Origin of the sequence: Streptomyces sp. NPDC006261 (assembly GCF_040613515.1) — a bacterium.
In the GTDB taxonomy this organism is placed as follows: domain Bacteria; phylum Actinomycetota; class Actinomycetes; order Streptomycetales; family Streptomycetaceae; genus Streptomyces.
The window spans coordinates 18,173-33,648 of the sequence record NZ_JBEXSI010000045.1; the positions used below are offsets into that span (position 1 = coordinate 18,173).

Genomic DNA, 15,476 nt, shown 5'->3' on the forward strand with positions numbered 1-15,476 from the left:
AACGCGGGCCTGGCGCAGGGAGAGACACCCGTGCGACGCCGGGCTCCTTCACCACGCGTGCGAAGATTCGGTGCGTGAGTGCCAACGACCGCCCTTCGGGCCAGCAGACGACGACCGCCGCCAGCAACGACGCCACCTACGACTCGGCGTTCCTGAAGGCCTGCCGGCGCGAACCCGTGCCGCACACGCCGGTCTGGTTCATGCGGCAGGCGGGGCGCTCGCTGCCCGAGTACCTGAAGGTCCGCGAGGGCATCGCGATGCTCGACTCCTGCATGATGCCGGAGCTGGTCACCGAGATCACGCTGCAGCCCGTACGCCGCCACAAGGTCGACGCCGCGATCTACTTCAGCGACATCGTCGTCCCCCTCAAGGCCATCGGCATCGACCTCGACATCAAGCCCGGCGTCGGCCCCGTCATCGCCGAGCCGATCCGCTCCCGCGCCGACCTGGCCCGGCTGCGCGACCTGACCCCCGAGGACGTCCCGTACGTCACCGAGGCCATCGGGATGCTCACCGCCGAGCTGGGCGCCACCCCGCTCATCGGCTTCGCCGGGGCCCCCTTCACCCTCGCCAGCTACCTCGTCGAGGGTGGCCCCTCGCGCAACCACGAGCGCACCAAGGCCATGATGTACGGCGACCCGCGGCTGTGGGCGGACCTCGTGGACCGGCTCGCCGAGATCACCGGCGCCTTCCTCAAGGTCCAGATCGAGGCCGGCGCCTCCGCCGTCCAGCTCTTCGACTCCTGGGTCGGCGCCCTGGCCCCCGCCGACTACCGCCGCGCCGTGCTCCCCGCCTCCGCGAAGGTCTTCGACGCCGTCGCCCCGTACGGCGTCCCCCGCATCCACTTCGGCGTCGGCACCGGCGAGCTGCTCGGGCTGATGGGCGAGGCCGGGGCGGACGTCGTCGGCGTCGACTGGCGGGTCCCGCTGGACGAGGCCGCCCGCCGCGTCGGCCCCGGCAAGGCGCTCCAGGGCAACCTGGACCCCGCCGTGCTGTTCGCGCCGGCCCCGGCGGTCGAGGAGAAGACCCGCGAGGTGCTGGACGCCGCCGCGGGGCTCGAGGGCCACATCTTCAACCTGGGTCACGGCGTCATGCCGTCGATGGACCCGGACGCGCTTACCCGGCTCGTGGAGTACGTGCACGAGCAGACCGCACGCTGACGCAGGCCTGTTCCGGGCGCGGGGGCCTCGTCAGCTTCCCGCGCCCCGCACCGCCGCCACCGTCTTGCGGGCGGCCACCAGGACCGGGTCCCAGACCGGCGAGAACGGCGGGGCGTAACCGAGGTCCAGCGCCGTCATCTGCTCCACCGTCATCCCGGCCGTCAGCGCCACCGCCGCCACGTCCACGCGCTTGGCGGCCCCCTCGCGGCCGACGATCTGCACCCCGAGCAGCCTCCCCGTACGGTGCTCCGCGATCATCTTCACCGTCATCGGCTCGGCGCCCGGGTAGTAGCCCGCCCGCCCCGTCGACTCGATGGTCGCCGTGACGTACCGCAGCCCGACCGCACGGGCGTCCTTCTCCCGCAGCCCGGTCCGCGCGATCTCCAGGTCGCAGACCTTGCTCACCGCCGTACCGACGACGCCCGGGAACGTTCCGTAACCGCCGCCGACGTTCGACCCGATGACCTGGCCGTGCTTGTTGGCGTGGGTGCCGAGCGCGATGTGGCGCGTGCGGCCCGCCACCAGGTCCAGGACCTCCACGCAGTCGCCGCCCGCCCAGATGTTCTCGTGGCCCACGGCCCGCATCGCCAGGTCGGTGCGGAGGCCGCCGTGCGGCCCCACCGTGAGACCCGCCTCCCGGGCCAGCTCCGCCTCCGGCTCGACGCCGATGCCGAGGACGACCACGTCCGCCGGGTAGGTCCGCTCCTCGGTCGCCACCTCGCCGACCCGGCCGTCGGGGCCGGTGAGGATCCCGGTGACGGAGGCGCCGTTGACCGTGGTGATGCCGAGCCCGTCCATCGCGTGGTGGACGAGCTCGCCCATGTCCGGGTCGAGCGTCGCCATCGGCTGCTCACCCCGGTTGAGGACCGTCACCTCGAAACCGCGCTTCAGCATCGCCTCGGCCATCTCGACGCCGATGTACCCGGCGCCCACCACGACCGCCCGCCGGCTCCCCCGGGAGTCCACGGCGTCCAGCGAGTCGAGGAGCGCCTGCCCGTCGCCCAGGGTCTGCACCCCGTGCACGCCCGGCGCGTCGATGCCGGGCAGCTCCGGGCGGACCGGACGGGCCCCGGTGGCGATCACCAGCTTGTCGAAGTCCGTCCAGTACGTGTCCCCGCTCGCGCGGTCGAGCGCCCGCACCCGCCCCCCGGCCACGTCGATCTCCGTGACCTCGGTGCGCATGCGCAGATCGATGTCCCGCTCGCGGTGCTCCTCGGGGGTCCGGGCGATCAGGTCGTCCGGGCCCTGGACGTCGCCGCTCACCCAGTACGGGATGCCGCAGGCGGAGTACGAGGTGAACTCGCCGCGCTCGAAGGCGATGATCTCCAGCTCGTCCCGCCCCTTCAGCCTGCGGGCCTGCGACGCGGCGGACATGCCCGCCGCGTCGCCGCCGATGACCACGAGTCGCTCCGCTGCCATGTCCGGGTCCCTTTCGCCGTACCAGCCGTCAGGGAGCCCACGCTACGGCGCTCAGGGGGCCGGTGCGGCCTCCGGCTCCGGCTTCGGCGCCGCCACGGCCGTACGGGCCGTCCGCCGGGCGCGCAGTACCCGCCACAGCGCCAGCAGCAGCGCGGCCGTCACCAGGAACGGGGCGCTGGCGCCGATCGCCACCGCGATCCACCGGAACATCGTCACGAACGCGTCCCAGCCGCCGCCCAGCGCCTCCAGGAACCCCGGGTCGTCGTCCTTCCCGTCCTTGCGCGGGGCGTCCGGTTCGGTCAGCTCCAGCGTGATCGTCGCCAGCGAGGTGCGGTCCTTCAGGCTCGACTGCTGGGCCAGCAGCGACTCCAGATCGGCCTGACGGCTGCTCAGCTCGCCCTCCAGGGTGACGACGTCGGTGAGCTTCTCCGCCTTGTCCATCAGCTCCCGCACCCGCTTCACACTCGCGCGCTGGGTGGCGATCCGGCTCTCCACGTCGACGACCTGGTCGGTGACGTCCTTCGCGTTCGAGGAGCGGGAGAGCAGCTTCCCGGAGCCGGTGAGCTTGCGCAGCACCTCCTGGTAGCCGTCCTGCGGCACGCGCAGCACCAGGTGCGAGGTCTCGTGCCGGTCGTCGATCCGCTCGGTGGACTCGGTCGCCACCAGGCCCCCGCTCGCCTCCACCGCGCTCCGGGCGGAGGCGGCCGCCTTCGGTGCGCTCTTCACCTCGACGGAGAGCTCCGTGGTCCGGATGACATGGGTGCCCGCGGCCCCCGGCTGCGGCGCCTTCTCCTTCTGCTTGCCGGCCTCCGCCTCCTCCGCCATGTCCGCCGGAGCGGCGGACGCCGCCGAGTCGCCCGGGGCGTACTGCTCGTCCACGAGCCCCTTCTGCGCGCTTGCCTTGAGGTCGCTCGACCCCCCGCTCTCGTCGGACGCGCTGTCGCCGGCGGCGCCGCAGCCGCCGACCAGGAGCACCGCGCCGAGCGCACCCGCCGCCAGAGCGCCACGGAGACGGGAGCGGCGCCCGTGTGCCGCACGCGGTGGGCGGGCGAGGAAGCGGTGGTCGATATCGCTGTTCATAACAGGTCCCCCCAGGACGTGTGTTGGTACTGCCGGTTCGACGTACGCCCTCCCGAACCGGTTTCCGGCCGTGGGTTTCGAAGTGGTCACGGTCGGGACCCGGCAGGCGTTTGAGAGAGTGGACCCATGCAGCGTTCACATCAGGATGCGGACTCGCCCGCGCGCCACGTCGTCGTCATCGGCGGCGGCATCGCCGGACTGGCCGCCGCCCACCGCCTGGTCGCCACCGGCCTGCGGGTCACGCTCCTGGAGGCCACGGACCGGCTCGGCGGCAAGCTCATGACCGGCGAGGTCGCGGGCGTCCAGGTCGACCTCGGCGCGGAGTCGATGCTCGCCCGCCGCCCCGAGGCGGTCGAGCTGGCCGAGGCGGTCGGCCTCGGCGGCCGCCTCCAGCCGCCGGCCACCGCGACCGCCTCCCTCTGGACGCGCGACGCGCTGTGCCCGATGCCCAAGGGACACGTCATGGGCGTCCCCGGCGACCCGGCGGCCCTCGACGGGGTGCTGTCCCCCGAAGGCCTCGCCCGGATTGCCGAGGAGCGCGACCTCACCCCGACGCCCGTCGGCGACGACGTGGCGGTCGGCGCGTACGTCGCCGACCGGCTCGGCCGCGAGGTCGTCGACCGCCTGGTGGAACCCCTCCTCGGCGGGGTCTACGCGGGCGACGCCTACCGGATCTCGATGCGCGCCGCCGTACCGCAGCTCTTCGAAGCGGTGAAGGAGGGCGGACCGCTGCTGGAGGCCGTCCGCCGCATCCAGGAGCGAGCAGCGGCGCGGCAGCAGACCGGGCCCGTCTTCCAGGGCATCGAGGGCGGCATCGGCACCCTGCCGGACGCCGTGGGTGACGCCGTACGGGCCGCAGGGGGCGTGATCCTCACCGAGACCCCCGTCCTCGGTCTGACCCGTACGGGCACGGGCTGGGCGGTCCGCACCGACACCGGGGTGATCACCGCCGACGGCATCGTCCTCGCCACCCCCGCCTGGTCCGCCTCCGCGCTGCTCGCCGCCGAGTCCCCGGCCGCCTCCACCGAGCTGACCGGCGTCGAGTACGCGTCGATGGCCCTGGTCACCCTGGCCTTCCGCCGTACCGACATCGAGGCGTACGAGGTGCTGCGCGGCCGCTCCGGCTTTCTCGTACCGCCGGTCGACGGCCGCACCATCAAGGCGTCCACCTTCTCCAGCAACAAGTGGCAGTGGGTCGCCGACGCCGCCCCCGACCTCTTCGTGCTCCGCACCTCCGTCGGCCGGTACGGCGAGGAGGACCACCTGCACCGCGAGGACGGCGAACTCGTTGCCGTATCCCTGCGCGACCTCCGGGCGGCCACCGGACTCGCCGCACGCCCCGTCGACAGCGAGGTCACCCGCTGGATCGGCGGACTGCCGCAGTACCCGGTCGGCCACCACACCCGGGTCGCCCGCATCCGCGACGAGGTGGCGAGGCTGCCCGCCCTGCGGGTCTGCGGCGCGGTCTACGACGGGGTCGGCATCCCCGCCTGCATCGCGAGCGCGCGGCGCGCGGCCGACGAGATCACGAGGGAGATCGCGGGGAAGATCGCGGGGGAGATCATCGCCACGCCCACCCTGGTTCAGGGCACCGGGAGCGAGGCGGGACAATAGCCGTATGAGTGCTCCTGAGACTGCGACATCCAGCAAGAGTCCGAACGCCGGAAAGAAGGCCAAGGACCTCAACGAGGTCATCCGCTACACCCTCTGGTCGGTCTTCAAACTGCGCGACGTACTGCCGCTGGACCGGGCGGGGTACGCGGACGAGGTCCAGGAGCTGTTCGACCAGCTCGCGGCCAAGGACATCACCGTGCGCGGCACCTACGACGTCTCGGGTCTGCGCGCGGACGCGGACCTGATGATCTGGTGGCACGCCGAGACCTCGGACGAGCTCCAGGAGGCCTACAACCTCTTCCGCCGCACGAAGCTCGGACGCGCTCTGGAACCTGTCTGGTCGAACATGGCCCTGCACCGGCCCGCCGAGTTCAACAAGTCGCACGTCCCGGCGTTCATCGCCGACGAGACGCCCCGCGACTACATCAGCGTCTACCCCTTCGTCCGGTCCTACGACTGGTACCTGCTGCCCGACGAGGACCGCCGCCGCATGCTCGCGGACCACGGCAAGATGGCCCGGGGCTACCCCGACGTCCGCGCCAACACCGTCGCCTCGTTCTCCCTCGGCGACTACGAGTGGATCCTCGCCTTCGAGGCGGACGAGCTGCACCGCATCGTCGACCTGATGCGTCACCTGCGCGCCTCCGAGGCACGGCTCCACGTGCGCGAGGAGGTCCCGTTCTACACGGGCCGCAGGAAGAGCGTCGCAGACCTGGTGGCCGGGCTCGCATAGCCAGCGAGTTCCCGCACCACCCCAACCCGGAAGATCAGAAGACGGGCACCGGGCACCGACCGTGCCGCCCGCCGTTCCAGCGACACCGGGTTCGGCTTGAGGGCCCTGCCGGAGTGCACTCCGGCAGGGCCCGTCCGCGTTCCTAGTCCAGCGAGACGGGGTTCGGCTCCGCGCGCGGGGCGCACTCCGCGTCGCCCGCCGGGGTGGCGCCCGTCAGCAGATAGCGCCGCATGTGCTCGTCCACGCAGGCGTTCCCGGCCCCGCCGACGCCGTGCGTCCCCGCGTCCCGCTCGGTGACGAGCACCGCGCCGCGCAGCCGCCGCTGGAGCTCCAGCGCCCCCTTGTACGGGGTCGCCGCGTCGCGCTCCGCGGCCAGGATCAGCACCGGCGGCAGCTCGCCCCACTCGGTGGAGACCTCCTTGGGCTGCTGCCGGGGCGCGGGCCAGAAGGCGCACGGCAGATTGGTGAAGGCGTTGTCCCACGTCTGGAACGGGGCGATGCGGGCGAGGTCGGTGTGGTCGCGGTCCCACACCTCCCACTCCTCGGGCCAGGGCGCGTCGTTGCACTCGATCGCGGTGTAGACGGCCCGGGCGTTCTCGTCGTCCTTCGCCGTGATCGCGCGAGGCGACATCTGGGTGACCAGCGGCTCCGGGTTGCCCCGGACGTACTGGGAGAGGGCGGTGGCCCGCATCGCCCAGTAGTCGTCGTAGTACGCCGCATCCAGGAACGCCGCGTGGAACTGCCCCGGCCCCACCTTCCCGCCCGCCGGCTCCGTGGCGAGGGCGGTGCGGACGTCGTCGTAGTGACGCTGCACGGCCTCGGGCGTGGTGCCGAGCCCGTACACGGTGGCGTGCTTGGCGACCCAGCGCCGGAAGTCCTCCCAGCGGGACTCGAAGGCCAGCGACTGGTCGAGGTTGGAGCGGTACCAGATCTGCTCCGGGTCCGGATCGACGGCGGAATCGAAGACCATACGGCGTACGCGTGAGGGAAAGAGGGTCGCGTACAAGGAACCCAGGTACGTGCCGTAGGAGGCACCCATGAAGGTGAGGCGCTCGTCTCCGAGCGCGGCGCGCAGCACTTCCAGGTCACGGGCGTTGTTGAGCGAGGTGTAGTGGCGCAGCGCCTCGCCCGCGTGCTTCTCGCACCCCCGCGCGTACGCCCGGGCCTCGGCGATGCGCCGCTCCTTGTACGCGGCTGTGGGGTGGGCGGGGGAGTCGGTGGGACTCTTCGCGAAGGCGGCGGGGTCCTGACAGGAGAGCGGGGCAGAGGCCCCGACACCGCGCGGGGCGTAGCCGACCATGTCGTACACCTCGGCGACCTCCTTCCACTCGGACATCTCGCCCATCAGCGGGAAAGTGATGCTGGAGGCGCCGGGGCCGCCCGGGTTGTAGACGAAGGAGCCCTGTCGGCCGGCCGCCGGTCCGGTGGCGAGGGCGCGGCTGACGGTGAGGTCGATGGTCCGGCCGTCCGGACGGGCGTAGTCCAGCGGGACGCGGACGGGACCGCACTTCAAGGTGTCCGGCAGCATCTCCTCCTCCGGGCACGCGCCGAAGGAGATCCCGGCCGCCGCGGCGCGGGCCGCCGCCACCGCCGTACCGCGCTCCTCGGCGGAGGCCGGTCCGGGGCCGCCCTCGGCGGTGGCGGGGACGGCGACCAGGGCGGACAGGACCAGGGAGCCGATCGTCGCGTACAGCGGTACTGCTTTCACGGCGGGACCTCTCTGCGGATGCGGAGAGGGGATGGTGGGGTGCGGGGCGGGTGAAGTACAGCACCGGGCCGGTGTGTTGCGGGGAACGACCCGGTTGCCGTACTCCCTTCACGGTTCGTGACTCAGGAGCTGCTGCCGCAGCTGGAGCCGCCCGAACTCCCGCCGCAGCTGGAACCTCCCGAGCTGCCCCCGCAGCTGGAGCCCGAGCCTCCGCAACTGGACCCGCCACCGCACCCGGATCCTCCGCCGCCCCCGCCTCCGCCCCCGCCTCCGCAACTCGTGTGCCCGGGGCCCGAGTCGGCGCACCACACCGTGGTCGCCGCGAAGGCCGACGCCCCTGCCGCGCCTCCCACGTACCCCGGGGTCCGGCTGCCCGAGAAGCCGGACCGCGACCGCCGGGTCCGCGTGTGCAGCCGTGCCGCCGCGATCAGCTGGGCCTGGAGCACGGGGTCGGGGAGCGCGCGCAGCCCCCGGTTGGCGACGAGGTACGGCGGGGTCAGCACGTACGCGTTGACGGCCCGGAACGCCTGCGCGGCCCGGCGGCCCGCCCGGGTGATCCGGTTGGCGGTGGACGCGGCCACGACGAGCCCGCCGATCCCGCCGAGCAGGATCGCGGGCAGCATCTTCAGGACGAACGGGAACGGCATGTCGAACGAGTCTTCGAGCGACATGTACTGGACGACCGTGAGGATGATGGAGAGCGGGAACGCGACGAAGCAGCTCACGCCCTGGATCAGCGCCCACCGCCGCACGGGACGGCTCTCGGCGGGCCGGACGAGCAGCCCGCGCTGGGCCAGCCCGTCGCCGATCTCCTGCACCGCCGGGTGGTGCATCACCGCCTCCCGTACCGCGTGCAGCGACCCGCTCGGCGCGGTCGACAGCGCCTCCAGCACGGCGCGTTCCACCGGATCCTGCGCGTGCGCACGCTGTACGGAGATGATGCCGGGGCCGCCGATGAGCACCCGGCCGTCCGCGGACAGCGCGACGAGCGCGGTGTCCGTGACCCTGGCCGGGCCGCCGTTCAGGAACGCCGCCTCGTAGAGGTCGTGGACGGCGGGGGAGGGGCCGGCCGACGGGCGGCGGGACCGGGAGACGACCACCTTGGCCAGGAGCAGCACGGTGGAGAGGGCGACCGCGAGGGTCAGTACCAGAGCGAGCGTGTCCATGGCGGTCACTTCCCTGCGAGGACGGCACGCGCCGCCCGGACGATACGGGTGGTCCGGCTCGGCGGGCGGGGCCCGGAGCGGTCCTCCCACCAGTGCGTCAGCCGGCGCTGCGCCACGGGGTCGGCGAGGCCGCCGGAGATCAGGATTCGCTCCACGAAGTCCAGGGCGTCGCGCCGGTAACCGCCGCTCATCGGCCGCGCCTTGGCGTGGTCGAGGAAGGCGGCGCGGTAGCCGTCGCCGAGGATCTCCGGCAGCTCGGGCGCCACCTTGGCGATGACATCGGCGCGCTTGGCGGCCAGCGCCCGGCTCTGCACGCGCAGCCGCCGGTGGTCGAAGCCCTCGGGCGCCGGGGTGCCCGCGACGAGTGCGGAGAGCAGCGCTGTCTGCGCGACGGCGGTACGGTCGCGGGCTCCGGGGCGTACGGGACGGGCCGGGGCGGTCGCCCCCGTACGGATCTCCGTCCGTCCCCCACGTGAGTCGCCCGCCGCCCGCAGCGTGGCTCGGATCGTCTCGAGCTCGGCGGCCAGCTCCACGCCGGGCGGGAAGGCGTCGTCGCGCTCCAGCAGCACACCCGGCGGGTCGACCCGGGAGCGCAGCTCGGCCAGCACGTCCAGGACCGGGGCGGTGACCGGGTGGGCGTGCGTGTCGTGCCAGACGCCGTTCTTCTCGGCGCCGCCGGCCACATGGACGTACGCGATGGCCTCCACCGGCAGCTCGTCGAGCGCCTTCGCCGGGTCCTCGCCGAGGTTGACGTGGTTGGTGTGCAGGTTGGCCACGTCGATCAGCAACCGGACGCCGGTCCGCTCGACCAGCTCCGCCAGGAACTGCCCCTCGGTCAGCTCCTGGTCCGGCCAGGAGACCAGAGCCGCGATGTTCTCCAGGGCCAGCGGCACGGGCAGCGAGTCCTGGGCGATCGCCACGTTCTCGCAGAGCACCTCCAGCGCGTCCCAGGTGCGCGGCACCGGCAGCAGGTGGCCCGCCTCCAGCCTCCGCGTCGCGGTCAGCGGCCCCCCGGCCCGTACGAACGCGATGTGCTCGGTCACCAGCGGCGTACCGAGCAGCTCGGCCCGCGCCGCGAGTCCGGCGAGCCGATCGGCGTCCGGGCGGTCCGCGCCGCCCAGGCCGAGCGAGACGCCGTGCGGGACGACGGTCACGCCCCGTTCCCTCAGGCGCACCAGGGACTCCGGGAGGTGGTCGGCGCAGAGGTTCTCCGCCACCGCCTCCACCCAGTCGATCCCCGTGAGCGCCTCCACCTCGGCCGCGATCTCCGGCCGCCAGCCGATCCCGATGCCCAGCTTCATGGCGTCCCCCTCCTCCGCTCTGTCCCGGGGTGATGGCCCCGGCGAGCGGCGTCCAACCCGAACAGGGGGACGTTCAGAGGAGGATTTGAGGTTCCGGGCCCTCCGGTCTCGTCACGGCACCGGCTTCGGCGGCCGCGTCACGGCATCGGAGGCATGGTCGGCGGCACCGGGCGCGAGGTGAACGACTGGTCGCCGGTCGGCGTCGCCGGTACCGGAACCTGCGGCACCTGCCCGCCCTGCGGCATCGACGGGCCCGAGGGACTGGCCGTGGACCCGCCGGCCGCCTCACGCGCCAGGGCGTCGAAGTCGACGAAGCCGGTGCCCTCCAGCATGGTGATGTGGTCCAGCACGGTCTGGTTGGCGTCGCTGGCGAGCTGCCGGATCAGGGTGTTGCGGGTGGTGTGCCGGACCTGGCCTATCAGGCCGAAGACCTTGCCGTGGGCGGCCCGCAGGATGTTGGCGAACTTCCGCTCGTACTCGTCCCCGCTCGCCGCCGTCAGCTCCTGCAGCCATGCCTGCTGCTGCTCGGTCGGCTGGTTGGGCAGCTCCACCCCGAGCTTCGCGGCCACGTCCCGGGCCCGCCGGTCCAGATCCGTGTGGCCGACGACCAGGTGGTCCCCGGCGGCCTTCGTCGCCTCGCTGGGCGCCCGCTCGATCGCCTGTTGCCCGGCGGGCAGCTCCCACAGCCCGGCGAGCCGTACCTTGACCAGGAAGTCCCGGTCGGTCGCGGAGAGCGGTCCCCACTGGGTGGCGACGCTGGAGGCGTTCAGATTCGCCTCGCCGGTGCCCGAACGGTCCGCGTAGGACCAGACGGGGAAGGCGAGTGCGCCCACTGTGGCGACCAGTGCCGCGATGATGAGGGCCGTTCCGTTGATGCGTCGCAACAAGGTGTCTCCCGGGACGAGGCGTGGCAACATCGATCAGGCGTCAATCAACCGCCAACCGACTCGCCGTGCAGGCTACTTGGCGGTATTGCCGATGGGGCAGTACCGGGAGATACGTAGTCGGGCGCAGAAGTGCTCAGCGGCGGGCGGACCGTTTCCGGCCGTGCGGAGTGTCGAGCTGGTCGGCGGGATCGGCCGGATCGGCCAGCCCGTCGGCGTACAGGTCGAACCGGTCCTACGCGGGGGGCGGGTCGCCGACGGGCCGGGCGAGAGTGGCCATGGTGTCGGGTTCGTCGAGCGGCGGGTCGAGTTCACGGATCCCCGCACACAACCCGGTGGGTTCGTCGACGAGGGTGCCGAGGACGTCGAAGAAGAGGGCGTCGATCTCCAGCTCTGACATGGCCGAGGTCTCCTGGTCCACGAGGAGGTGTGCGGTCACCGGCGGGTCCGCACGCCCGGGAGCGGGCAGAGGCGCAGGCCCCCCTCCGTCACGACCGTGGGCCCCGGCGCGATCTCGGTGAACCCCGCGTCCCGCACCACCGGCAGGCCGCTCGTGGTCAGCTCCCGCCAGCGCTCCGGGGCCGCGGTGGCCACGGACAGCGGGAACCCCGCCTCGCGCCACGCCTTGCGCTCGGTGCCGGAAAGCTCCCACCAGGCGAGCTGGGCACCGTGGCCGACCTGCGCCATCGTCTTGCCCGCCGACATCTCCAGCTCCGGGTTGAGCCACAGCACCGGGCCCTCGGGGTCGGGGGCGGCGGGCGGCTCGGGGTCCTCCAGGTCGGTGCCCGACACCTGGAGCTTGGCCAGCTCCTTGGGCCAGCCGTCCAGGGGGATCGGGGGGTACACCCGTACCTCCGCGCTCCCGCCCGTCACCGTGATCCCGGGCAGTGCGGCCGCCTTGCGCCACTCCGCGCCGCGCGCCCGGCGCACCACCTTGCGGATCCGGGCGTCCTCCCAGTCCCGCATCGCCCCGGCCCACTCGCCCTCGCCGGTGGACCGCTCGTCGGCCAGGATCGTGAGCACCGCGCGGGCGGCGGTGCACAGGGCATCGGTCCGGGCGGGCGGGTCCGTCTTCTCCAGGTGCACCACGAGGGGAAGCACGTACTGAGGGGCTCCGTCCCGGTCGGTGGGACCGTGGTGGAAGGGGCTCTGGGAGACGGGGCTCTGGGAGGTGTCGTCGCTGCTCACCGCCCCAGTCTGCCAGGCGTCGGGTGCCACCTCCTTGGCTTGACGGGCCGGTCCGGGGGAGGATGCTCCGCATGAAGAGCGATCTCTTTTCCAGCGAGCACATGGCCCAGCCGGCCACCGCCCCCGGTATGACCCTGCAGAACTCCAAGTCGATCAAGTACGCCGTCAACGGGGAGATGCACGCCCGGCAGGGCTCGATGATCGCCTTCCGCGGCAACCTCCAGTTCGAGCGCAAGGGCCAGGGCATCGGCGGCCTGCTCAAGCGCGCGGTCACCGGCGAGGGCCTCGCGCTCATGGCGGTCCGGGGCCAGGGCGAGGCGTGGTTCGCGCACGAGGCCGCCAACTGCTTCATTTTGGAGATGGACCAGGGCGACCAGATCACCATCAACGGCCGCAACGTCCTCTGTTTCGACGCGACCCTCTCGTACGAGATCAAGACGGTGAAGGGCGCCGGAATGATCGGCGGCGGCCTGTTCAACAGCGTCTTCTCCGGCTACGGCAAGCTCGGCCTGATGTGTGAGGGCACCCCCATCGTGATTCCGGTGACGGGCGCCCAGCCGGTCTACGTGGACACGGACGCGGTCGTCGGCTGGAGCCAGCAGCTCACGACGACCCTGCACCGCTCCCAGAGCGTCGGATCGATGGTGCGCGGCGGCTCGGGCGAGGCCGTCCAGCTGATGCTCCAGGGCGAGGGGTTCGTCATCGTGCGGCCCAGCGAGGCCCGGCCCGAGAAGACGTCCAACTGACAGCGGGATTACGTAGGCTCGCGGACATGGACGACGCCTCGTACTGCGAAACGCCCGTACCCGCCAGCACGGAAACGGACGTGGGCCCACCGTCGGCGGAGTGCGTGCTGTGCCGCGAGCCGACCGAGTATCCGGAGTCGGCCAAGGGCGCCACGCTCTGCCCGGTCTGCGCCTGGCAGGAGGCGGAGCGCTCGGCCTGTTCCGGCTGAGTCCTGTCCGACGTCTTGTCCGACAAAGGATCTCAGGGCTTCGCGGGGACGTCGTCCCAGGCCAGGGAGGACATCCTCCAGCCCCCGGGGGTGCGCAGGAACTGCGTGGTCTTGTGGCCGCCGCCCTCGAACCACTCGCCGTTGTGGTAACCGGACTTGCGGTACTCACTGAAACGGTGCGCGATCGACCCGAAGACCTCGGTGCGCTCGGCCACTTCCCACTCGGAGAACTCCGTCAGGGTCCCGTCGGTGAGCATCTTCTGGCGGGGTGTGATGAACCCGTCGAGACCGTGGATCACGGATTCGTCACCGACGTTCGCGATGATCCGCCCCTCCGGTACGAAGACGTCACGGATGACGCCGAGGTCCGGCCGCCTGCCACCGGTGTTGGTGAAGGCGCCCACGAAAACGCCCATCAGCCGGTCGAGTTCGGCGCGGACGGCGACCTCGGAGGTATCACCGGCGGCCGGCCACTCCTCGGCCAGGACCGACCACACCTCGATGTCGCGCCGTTCGCCCCGGTGGACGGAGTGCCGGCGCAGCACACCGTCACGGCTCATGCCGAGCCGGCGGGCGACCGCGATGCTGGGGGCGTTGCCCGAGGCGGCCCGCCATTCGACACGGCTCATCCCGCGCTGCGTGAAGGCCCAGTCGATCAGCGCCCGGCAGGCCCGCGTGACCAGCCCCTGCCCTTTCCCCGCCGGCTCCAGCCAGCAACCGACCTCGCACACTCCGAGGGCGGCGTCGAAGTGGGTGAACATGACGCCGCCGACCAGGGTGCCGTCCAGCCGGATGCCGTAAACCCGGGCGCTGTCCGTCGCCCGCCGGTCGGCGTAGCCCTGGAGCGTGGCGGTGGCGGAGGTGAGGTCGGTGCTGAGGGAGGCCCAGGGTATCCACGGGTCGACGGTGGCCCGGGCCCGGTCGATGTGGGCCAGGAACTCCGGAGCCTGCCAGGGCTCCAAGGGGCTCAGCTGAGCACGGTCGCCGAGCGGCAGGGTGAACATGAGGCCTCGCTCTCCAGATTCGTGACAAGCGTTCGGTACGTAAGCCAGCAGCATGCCGCCCGCACCCGGAGATCGTGAAGCCCGCTGCAGCGCGGGCCCCCGTCCGACGAGGTCGTCGTATCCGGCCAGGACAGCACCGTATGGCGCCAACTCCCGGCAACCTCGGCCCGGCGTCGTTCCGCCCGGTTCGGAAACGGACGTCGGTGATCGGGGAGAGGCGTGGGGGAATGCTGACCATCAACGTTGCTGTGCTTCTGACCCCGACCGCCTTCGGGCGCGGACTCCTTGACATATGCCCCGACTGCATGTGGTCGACGGCACCACGCCGACTGCCTGGGCCGGTGGCGGCCGGCCCGGTCAGCCCTCCATCAGCTCCGACACCTTCACGAACCGGTAGCCCCGCTTCCGCAGTTCCGGAACGATTCTGCTGATCGCCTCCCCGGTGACCGGCGCCGCGCTGCGCGTGCAGTGCATCACCACCAGAGACCCCGGCCGCACCCCGTCCAGCACCTGCTCGGTCACCGCCCCCGCATCCGTCGCGAAGGCGTCGCCGCTCACGACGTCCCACTGCACCGCCGTCACGTTCGCCGGGGTCAGCGCGCGCAGCGCCGCGTCGTCGTAGCAGCCGCCGGGGAAACGGAAGTACGGCACCACATTCCGTACACCGGCCTGGCGGAGCGCGGAGAAGGCCCGCTCCACGTCGTGGGCCATGGCGTCCTTCGCGACCACCGGCAGGCCGTAGCAGTCGGCGGTGAAGGCGTAGTGGCTGTACGAGTGGTTGGCGACCTCGAACAGGTCGTCCGTGCCGATGTCCTTCGCCTGCGCCGGGTACTCCTCCGCCCACCGCCCGGTCATGAACACGGTCGAGGGCACCTTCAGCCGCCGCAGCAGCGCGATCAGCTCCGGGTTGTCGAAGCGCTCGCCCGCCTTTGCCCGGGGGCCCTGGTCGGCCGTCATGTCGGCGTCGAAGGTGAGTGCCACGACCTTTTCCGCCACGACCTTCTCCGCCGCGCCGCCACCTGTCGTGCTCCCGCCCGTCGGCCGTCGCTCGAAGACCGGAGTGCGTCCTGCCGGGCCCGGGGCCATCGTGGGCGGCTTCTTCGGGGCAGGGGAGGTGGCGGTGGGAGCGGGAGCGGGCGCAGCGGGAGGGGCGGCGGGCGCCGGGACGGCTGCGGTGGGGGAGGCGACGGGGGCCGCGCACCCGGCCAGGGCGCCGCCGAACGCCAGCACTCCCGCGACAGCCGCGGCCGCCCGGGTAGTCATT

General features: G+C 72.5%; 15 protein-coding genes. 5 read left to right on the top strand and 10 right to left on the bottom strand.

The annotated features are described in order from the left end of the window. The first annotated feature begins 74 nt into the window (after nt 1-74). Complete coding sequence (gene hemE / locus ABZ154_RS25745; RefSeq protein WP_356836378.1) at nt 75-1,160, top strand: uroporphyrinogen decarboxylase; 1,086 nt, start codon at nt 75-77, stop codon at nt 1,158-1,160. Between the two features lie 30 nt (nt 1,161-1,190). On the opposite strand, the gene ABZ154_RS25750 is transcribed toward hemE, so the two are convergent. Further along, nucleotides 1,191-2,579 (bottom strand): FAD-dependent oxidoreductase, encoded by a 1,389-nt coding sequence (locus ABZ154_RS25750; RefSeq protein WP_356836380.1) that lies wholly within the window; start codon nt 2,577-2,579, stop codon nt 1,191-1,193. A 51-nt stretch (nt 2,580-2,630) separates the two neighbouring features. Next, nucleotides 2,631-3,659: a DUF4349 domain-containing protein gene (locus tag ABZ154_RS25755; protein ID WP_356836382.1), complete on the bottom strand. Its 1,029-nt coding sequence runs from the start codon at nt 3,657-3,659 to the stop codon at nt 2,631-2,633. A gap of 126 nt (nt 3,660-3,785) precedes the next feature. On the opposite strand from ABZ154_RS25755, the gene hemG reads away from it, so the two are divergent. Both hemG and hemQ read left to right on the top strand, forming a co-directional pair. Next, entirely contained in the window at nt 3,786-5,273 is a 1,488-nt protein-coding gene (gene hemG, locus ABZ154_RS25760) for a protoporphyrinogen oxidase (protein ID WP_356836384.1), read from the top strand. Between the two features lie 4 nt (nt 5,274-5,277). Next, nucleotides 5,278-6,006 (top strand): hydrogen peroxide-dependent heme synthase, encoded by a 729-nt coding sequence (hemQ, locus tag ABZ154_RS25765; RefSeq protein WP_356836386.1) that lies wholly within the window; start codon nt 5,278-5,280, stop codon nt 6,004-6,006. A 142-nt stretch (nt 6,007-6,148) separates the two neighbouring features. Here hemQ and ABZ154_RS25770 read toward each other — a convergent pair whose 3' ends face one another. The 6 genes from ABZ154_RS25770 to ABZ154_RS25795 form a co-directional block, all read right to left on the bottom strand. Beyond that, entirely contained in the window at nt 6,149-7,714 is a 1,566-nt protein-coding gene (locus ABZ154_RS25770; RefSeq protein WP_356836388.1) for an alpha/beta hydrolase, read from the bottom strand. A gap of 122 nt (nt 7,715-7,836) precedes the next feature. Further along, a complete protein-coding gene (locus tag ABZ154_RS25775) occupies nt 7,837-8,880 on the bottom strand; it encodes a TIGR04222 domain-containing membrane protein (protein ID WP_356836390.1) in 1,044 nt (347 codons plus the stop codon). Nucleotides 8,881-8,885: 5 nt separating this feature from the next. Beyond that, nucleotides 8,886-10,181, bottom strand: a complete 1,296-nt coding sequence (locus tag ABZ154_RS25780) for a DUF692 domain-containing protein (protein WP_356836392.1) — start codon at nt 10,179-10,181, stop codon at nt 8,886-8,888. A 137-nt stretch (nt 10,182-10,318) separates the two neighbouring features. Continuing rightward, a complete protein-coding gene (locus ABZ154_RS25785; RefSeq protein WP_356836442.1) occupies nt 10,319-11,065 on the bottom strand; it encodes a DUF4142 domain-containing protein in 747 nt (248 codons plus the stop codon). A 235-nt stretch (nt 11,066-11,300) separates the two neighbouring features. Beyond that, complete coding sequence (locus ABZ154_RS25790) at nt 11,301-11,504, bottom strand: hypothetical protein (protein ID WP_356836394.1); 204 nt, start codon at nt 11,502-11,504, stop codon at nt 11,301-11,303. Next, complete coding sequence (locus tag ABZ154_RS25795) at nt 11,501-12,253, bottom strand: peptidyl-tRNA hydrolase (protein WP_356836396.1); 753 nt, start codon at nt 12,251-12,253, stop codon at nt 11,501-11,503. The genes ABZ154_RS25790 and ABZ154_RS25795 overlap by 4 nt, the downstream gene beginning before the upstream one ends. A 71-nt stretch (nt 12,254-12,324) precedes the next feature. Here ABZ154_RS25795 and ABZ154_RS25800 point away from each other — a divergent pair, with 71 nt between their 5' ends. Then, nucleotides 12,325-12,999 (top strand): AIM24 family protein, encoded by a 675-nt coding sequence (locus tag ABZ154_RS25800; RefSeq protein WP_356836398.1) that lies wholly within the window; start codon nt 12,325-12,327, stop codon nt 12,997-12,999. A gap of 26 nt (nt 13,000-13,025) precedes the next feature. After that, nucleotides 13,026-13,208, top strand: a complete 183-nt coding sequence (locus tag ABZ154_RS25805; RefSeq protein ID WP_356836400.1) for a hypothetical protein — start codon at nt 13,026-13,028, stop codon at nt 13,206-13,208. Nucleotides 13,209-13,240: 32 nt separating this feature from the next. Here the strand turns inward: ABZ154_RS25805 and ABZ154_RS25810 are convergent, their stop codons facing one another. Both ABZ154_RS25810 and ABZ154_RS25815 read right to left on the bottom strand, forming a co-directional pair. Further along, nucleotides 13,241-14,212: a GNAT family protein gene (locus tag ABZ154_RS25810; RefSeq protein WP_356836401.1), complete on the bottom strand. Its 972-nt coding sequence runs from the start codon at nt 14,210-14,212 to the stop codon at nt 13,241-13,243. 357 nt (nt 14,213-14,569) lie between these two features. Beyond that, nucleotides 14,570-15,475 (bottom strand): polysaccharide deacetylase family protein, encoded by a 906-nt coding sequence (locus ABZ154_RS25815; RefSeq protein WP_356836403.1) that lies wholly within the window; start codon nt 15,473-15,475, stop codon nt 14,570-14,572. Nucleotide 15,476: the final 1 nt, after the last annotated feature.

Bases quoted from the DNA above. Each gene is read 5' to 3' on its own strand.
- ABZ154_RS25750 (WP_356836380.1), bottom strand. From the start codon at position 2,579: ATGGCAGCGGAGCGACTCGTGGTCATCGGCGGCGACGCGGCGGGCATG.
- ABZ154_RS25755 (WP_356836382.1), bottom strand. From the start codon at position 3,659: ATGAACAGCGATATCGACCACCGCTTCCTCGCCCGCCCACCGCGTGCG.
- hemG (WP_356836384.1), top strand. From the start codon at position 3,786: ATGCAGCGTTCACATCAGGATGCGGACTCGCCCGCGCGCCACGTCGTC.
- hemQ (WP_356836386.1), top strand. From the start codon at position 5,278: ATGAGTGCTCCTGAGACTGCGACATCCAGCAAGAGTCCGAACGCCGGA.
- ABZ154_RS25775 (WP_356836390.1), bottom strand. From the start codon at position 8,880: ATGGACACGCTCGCTCTGGTACTGACCCTCGCGGTCGCCCTCTCCACC.
- ABZ154_RS25780 (WP_356836392.1), bottom strand. From the start codon at position 10,181: ATGAAGCTGGGCATCGGGATCGGCTGGCGGCCGGAGATCGCGGCCGAG.
- ABZ154_RS25800 (WP_356836398.1), top strand. From the start codon at position 12,325: ATGAAGAGCGATCTCTTTTCCAGCGAGCACATGGCCCAGCCGGCCACC.
- ABZ154_RS25805 (WP_356836400.1), top strand. From the start codon at position 13,026: ATGGACGACGCCTCGTACTGCGAAACGCCCGTACCCGCCAGCACGGAA.
- ABZ154_RS25810 (WP_356836401.1), bottom strand. From the start codon at position 14,212: ATGTTCACCCTGCCGCTCGGCGACCGTGCTCAGCTGAGCCCCTTGGAG.
- ABZ154_RS25815 (WP_356836403.1), bottom strand. From the start codon at position 15,475: ATGACTACCCGGGCGGCCGCGGCTGTCGCGGGAGTGCTGGCGTTCGGC.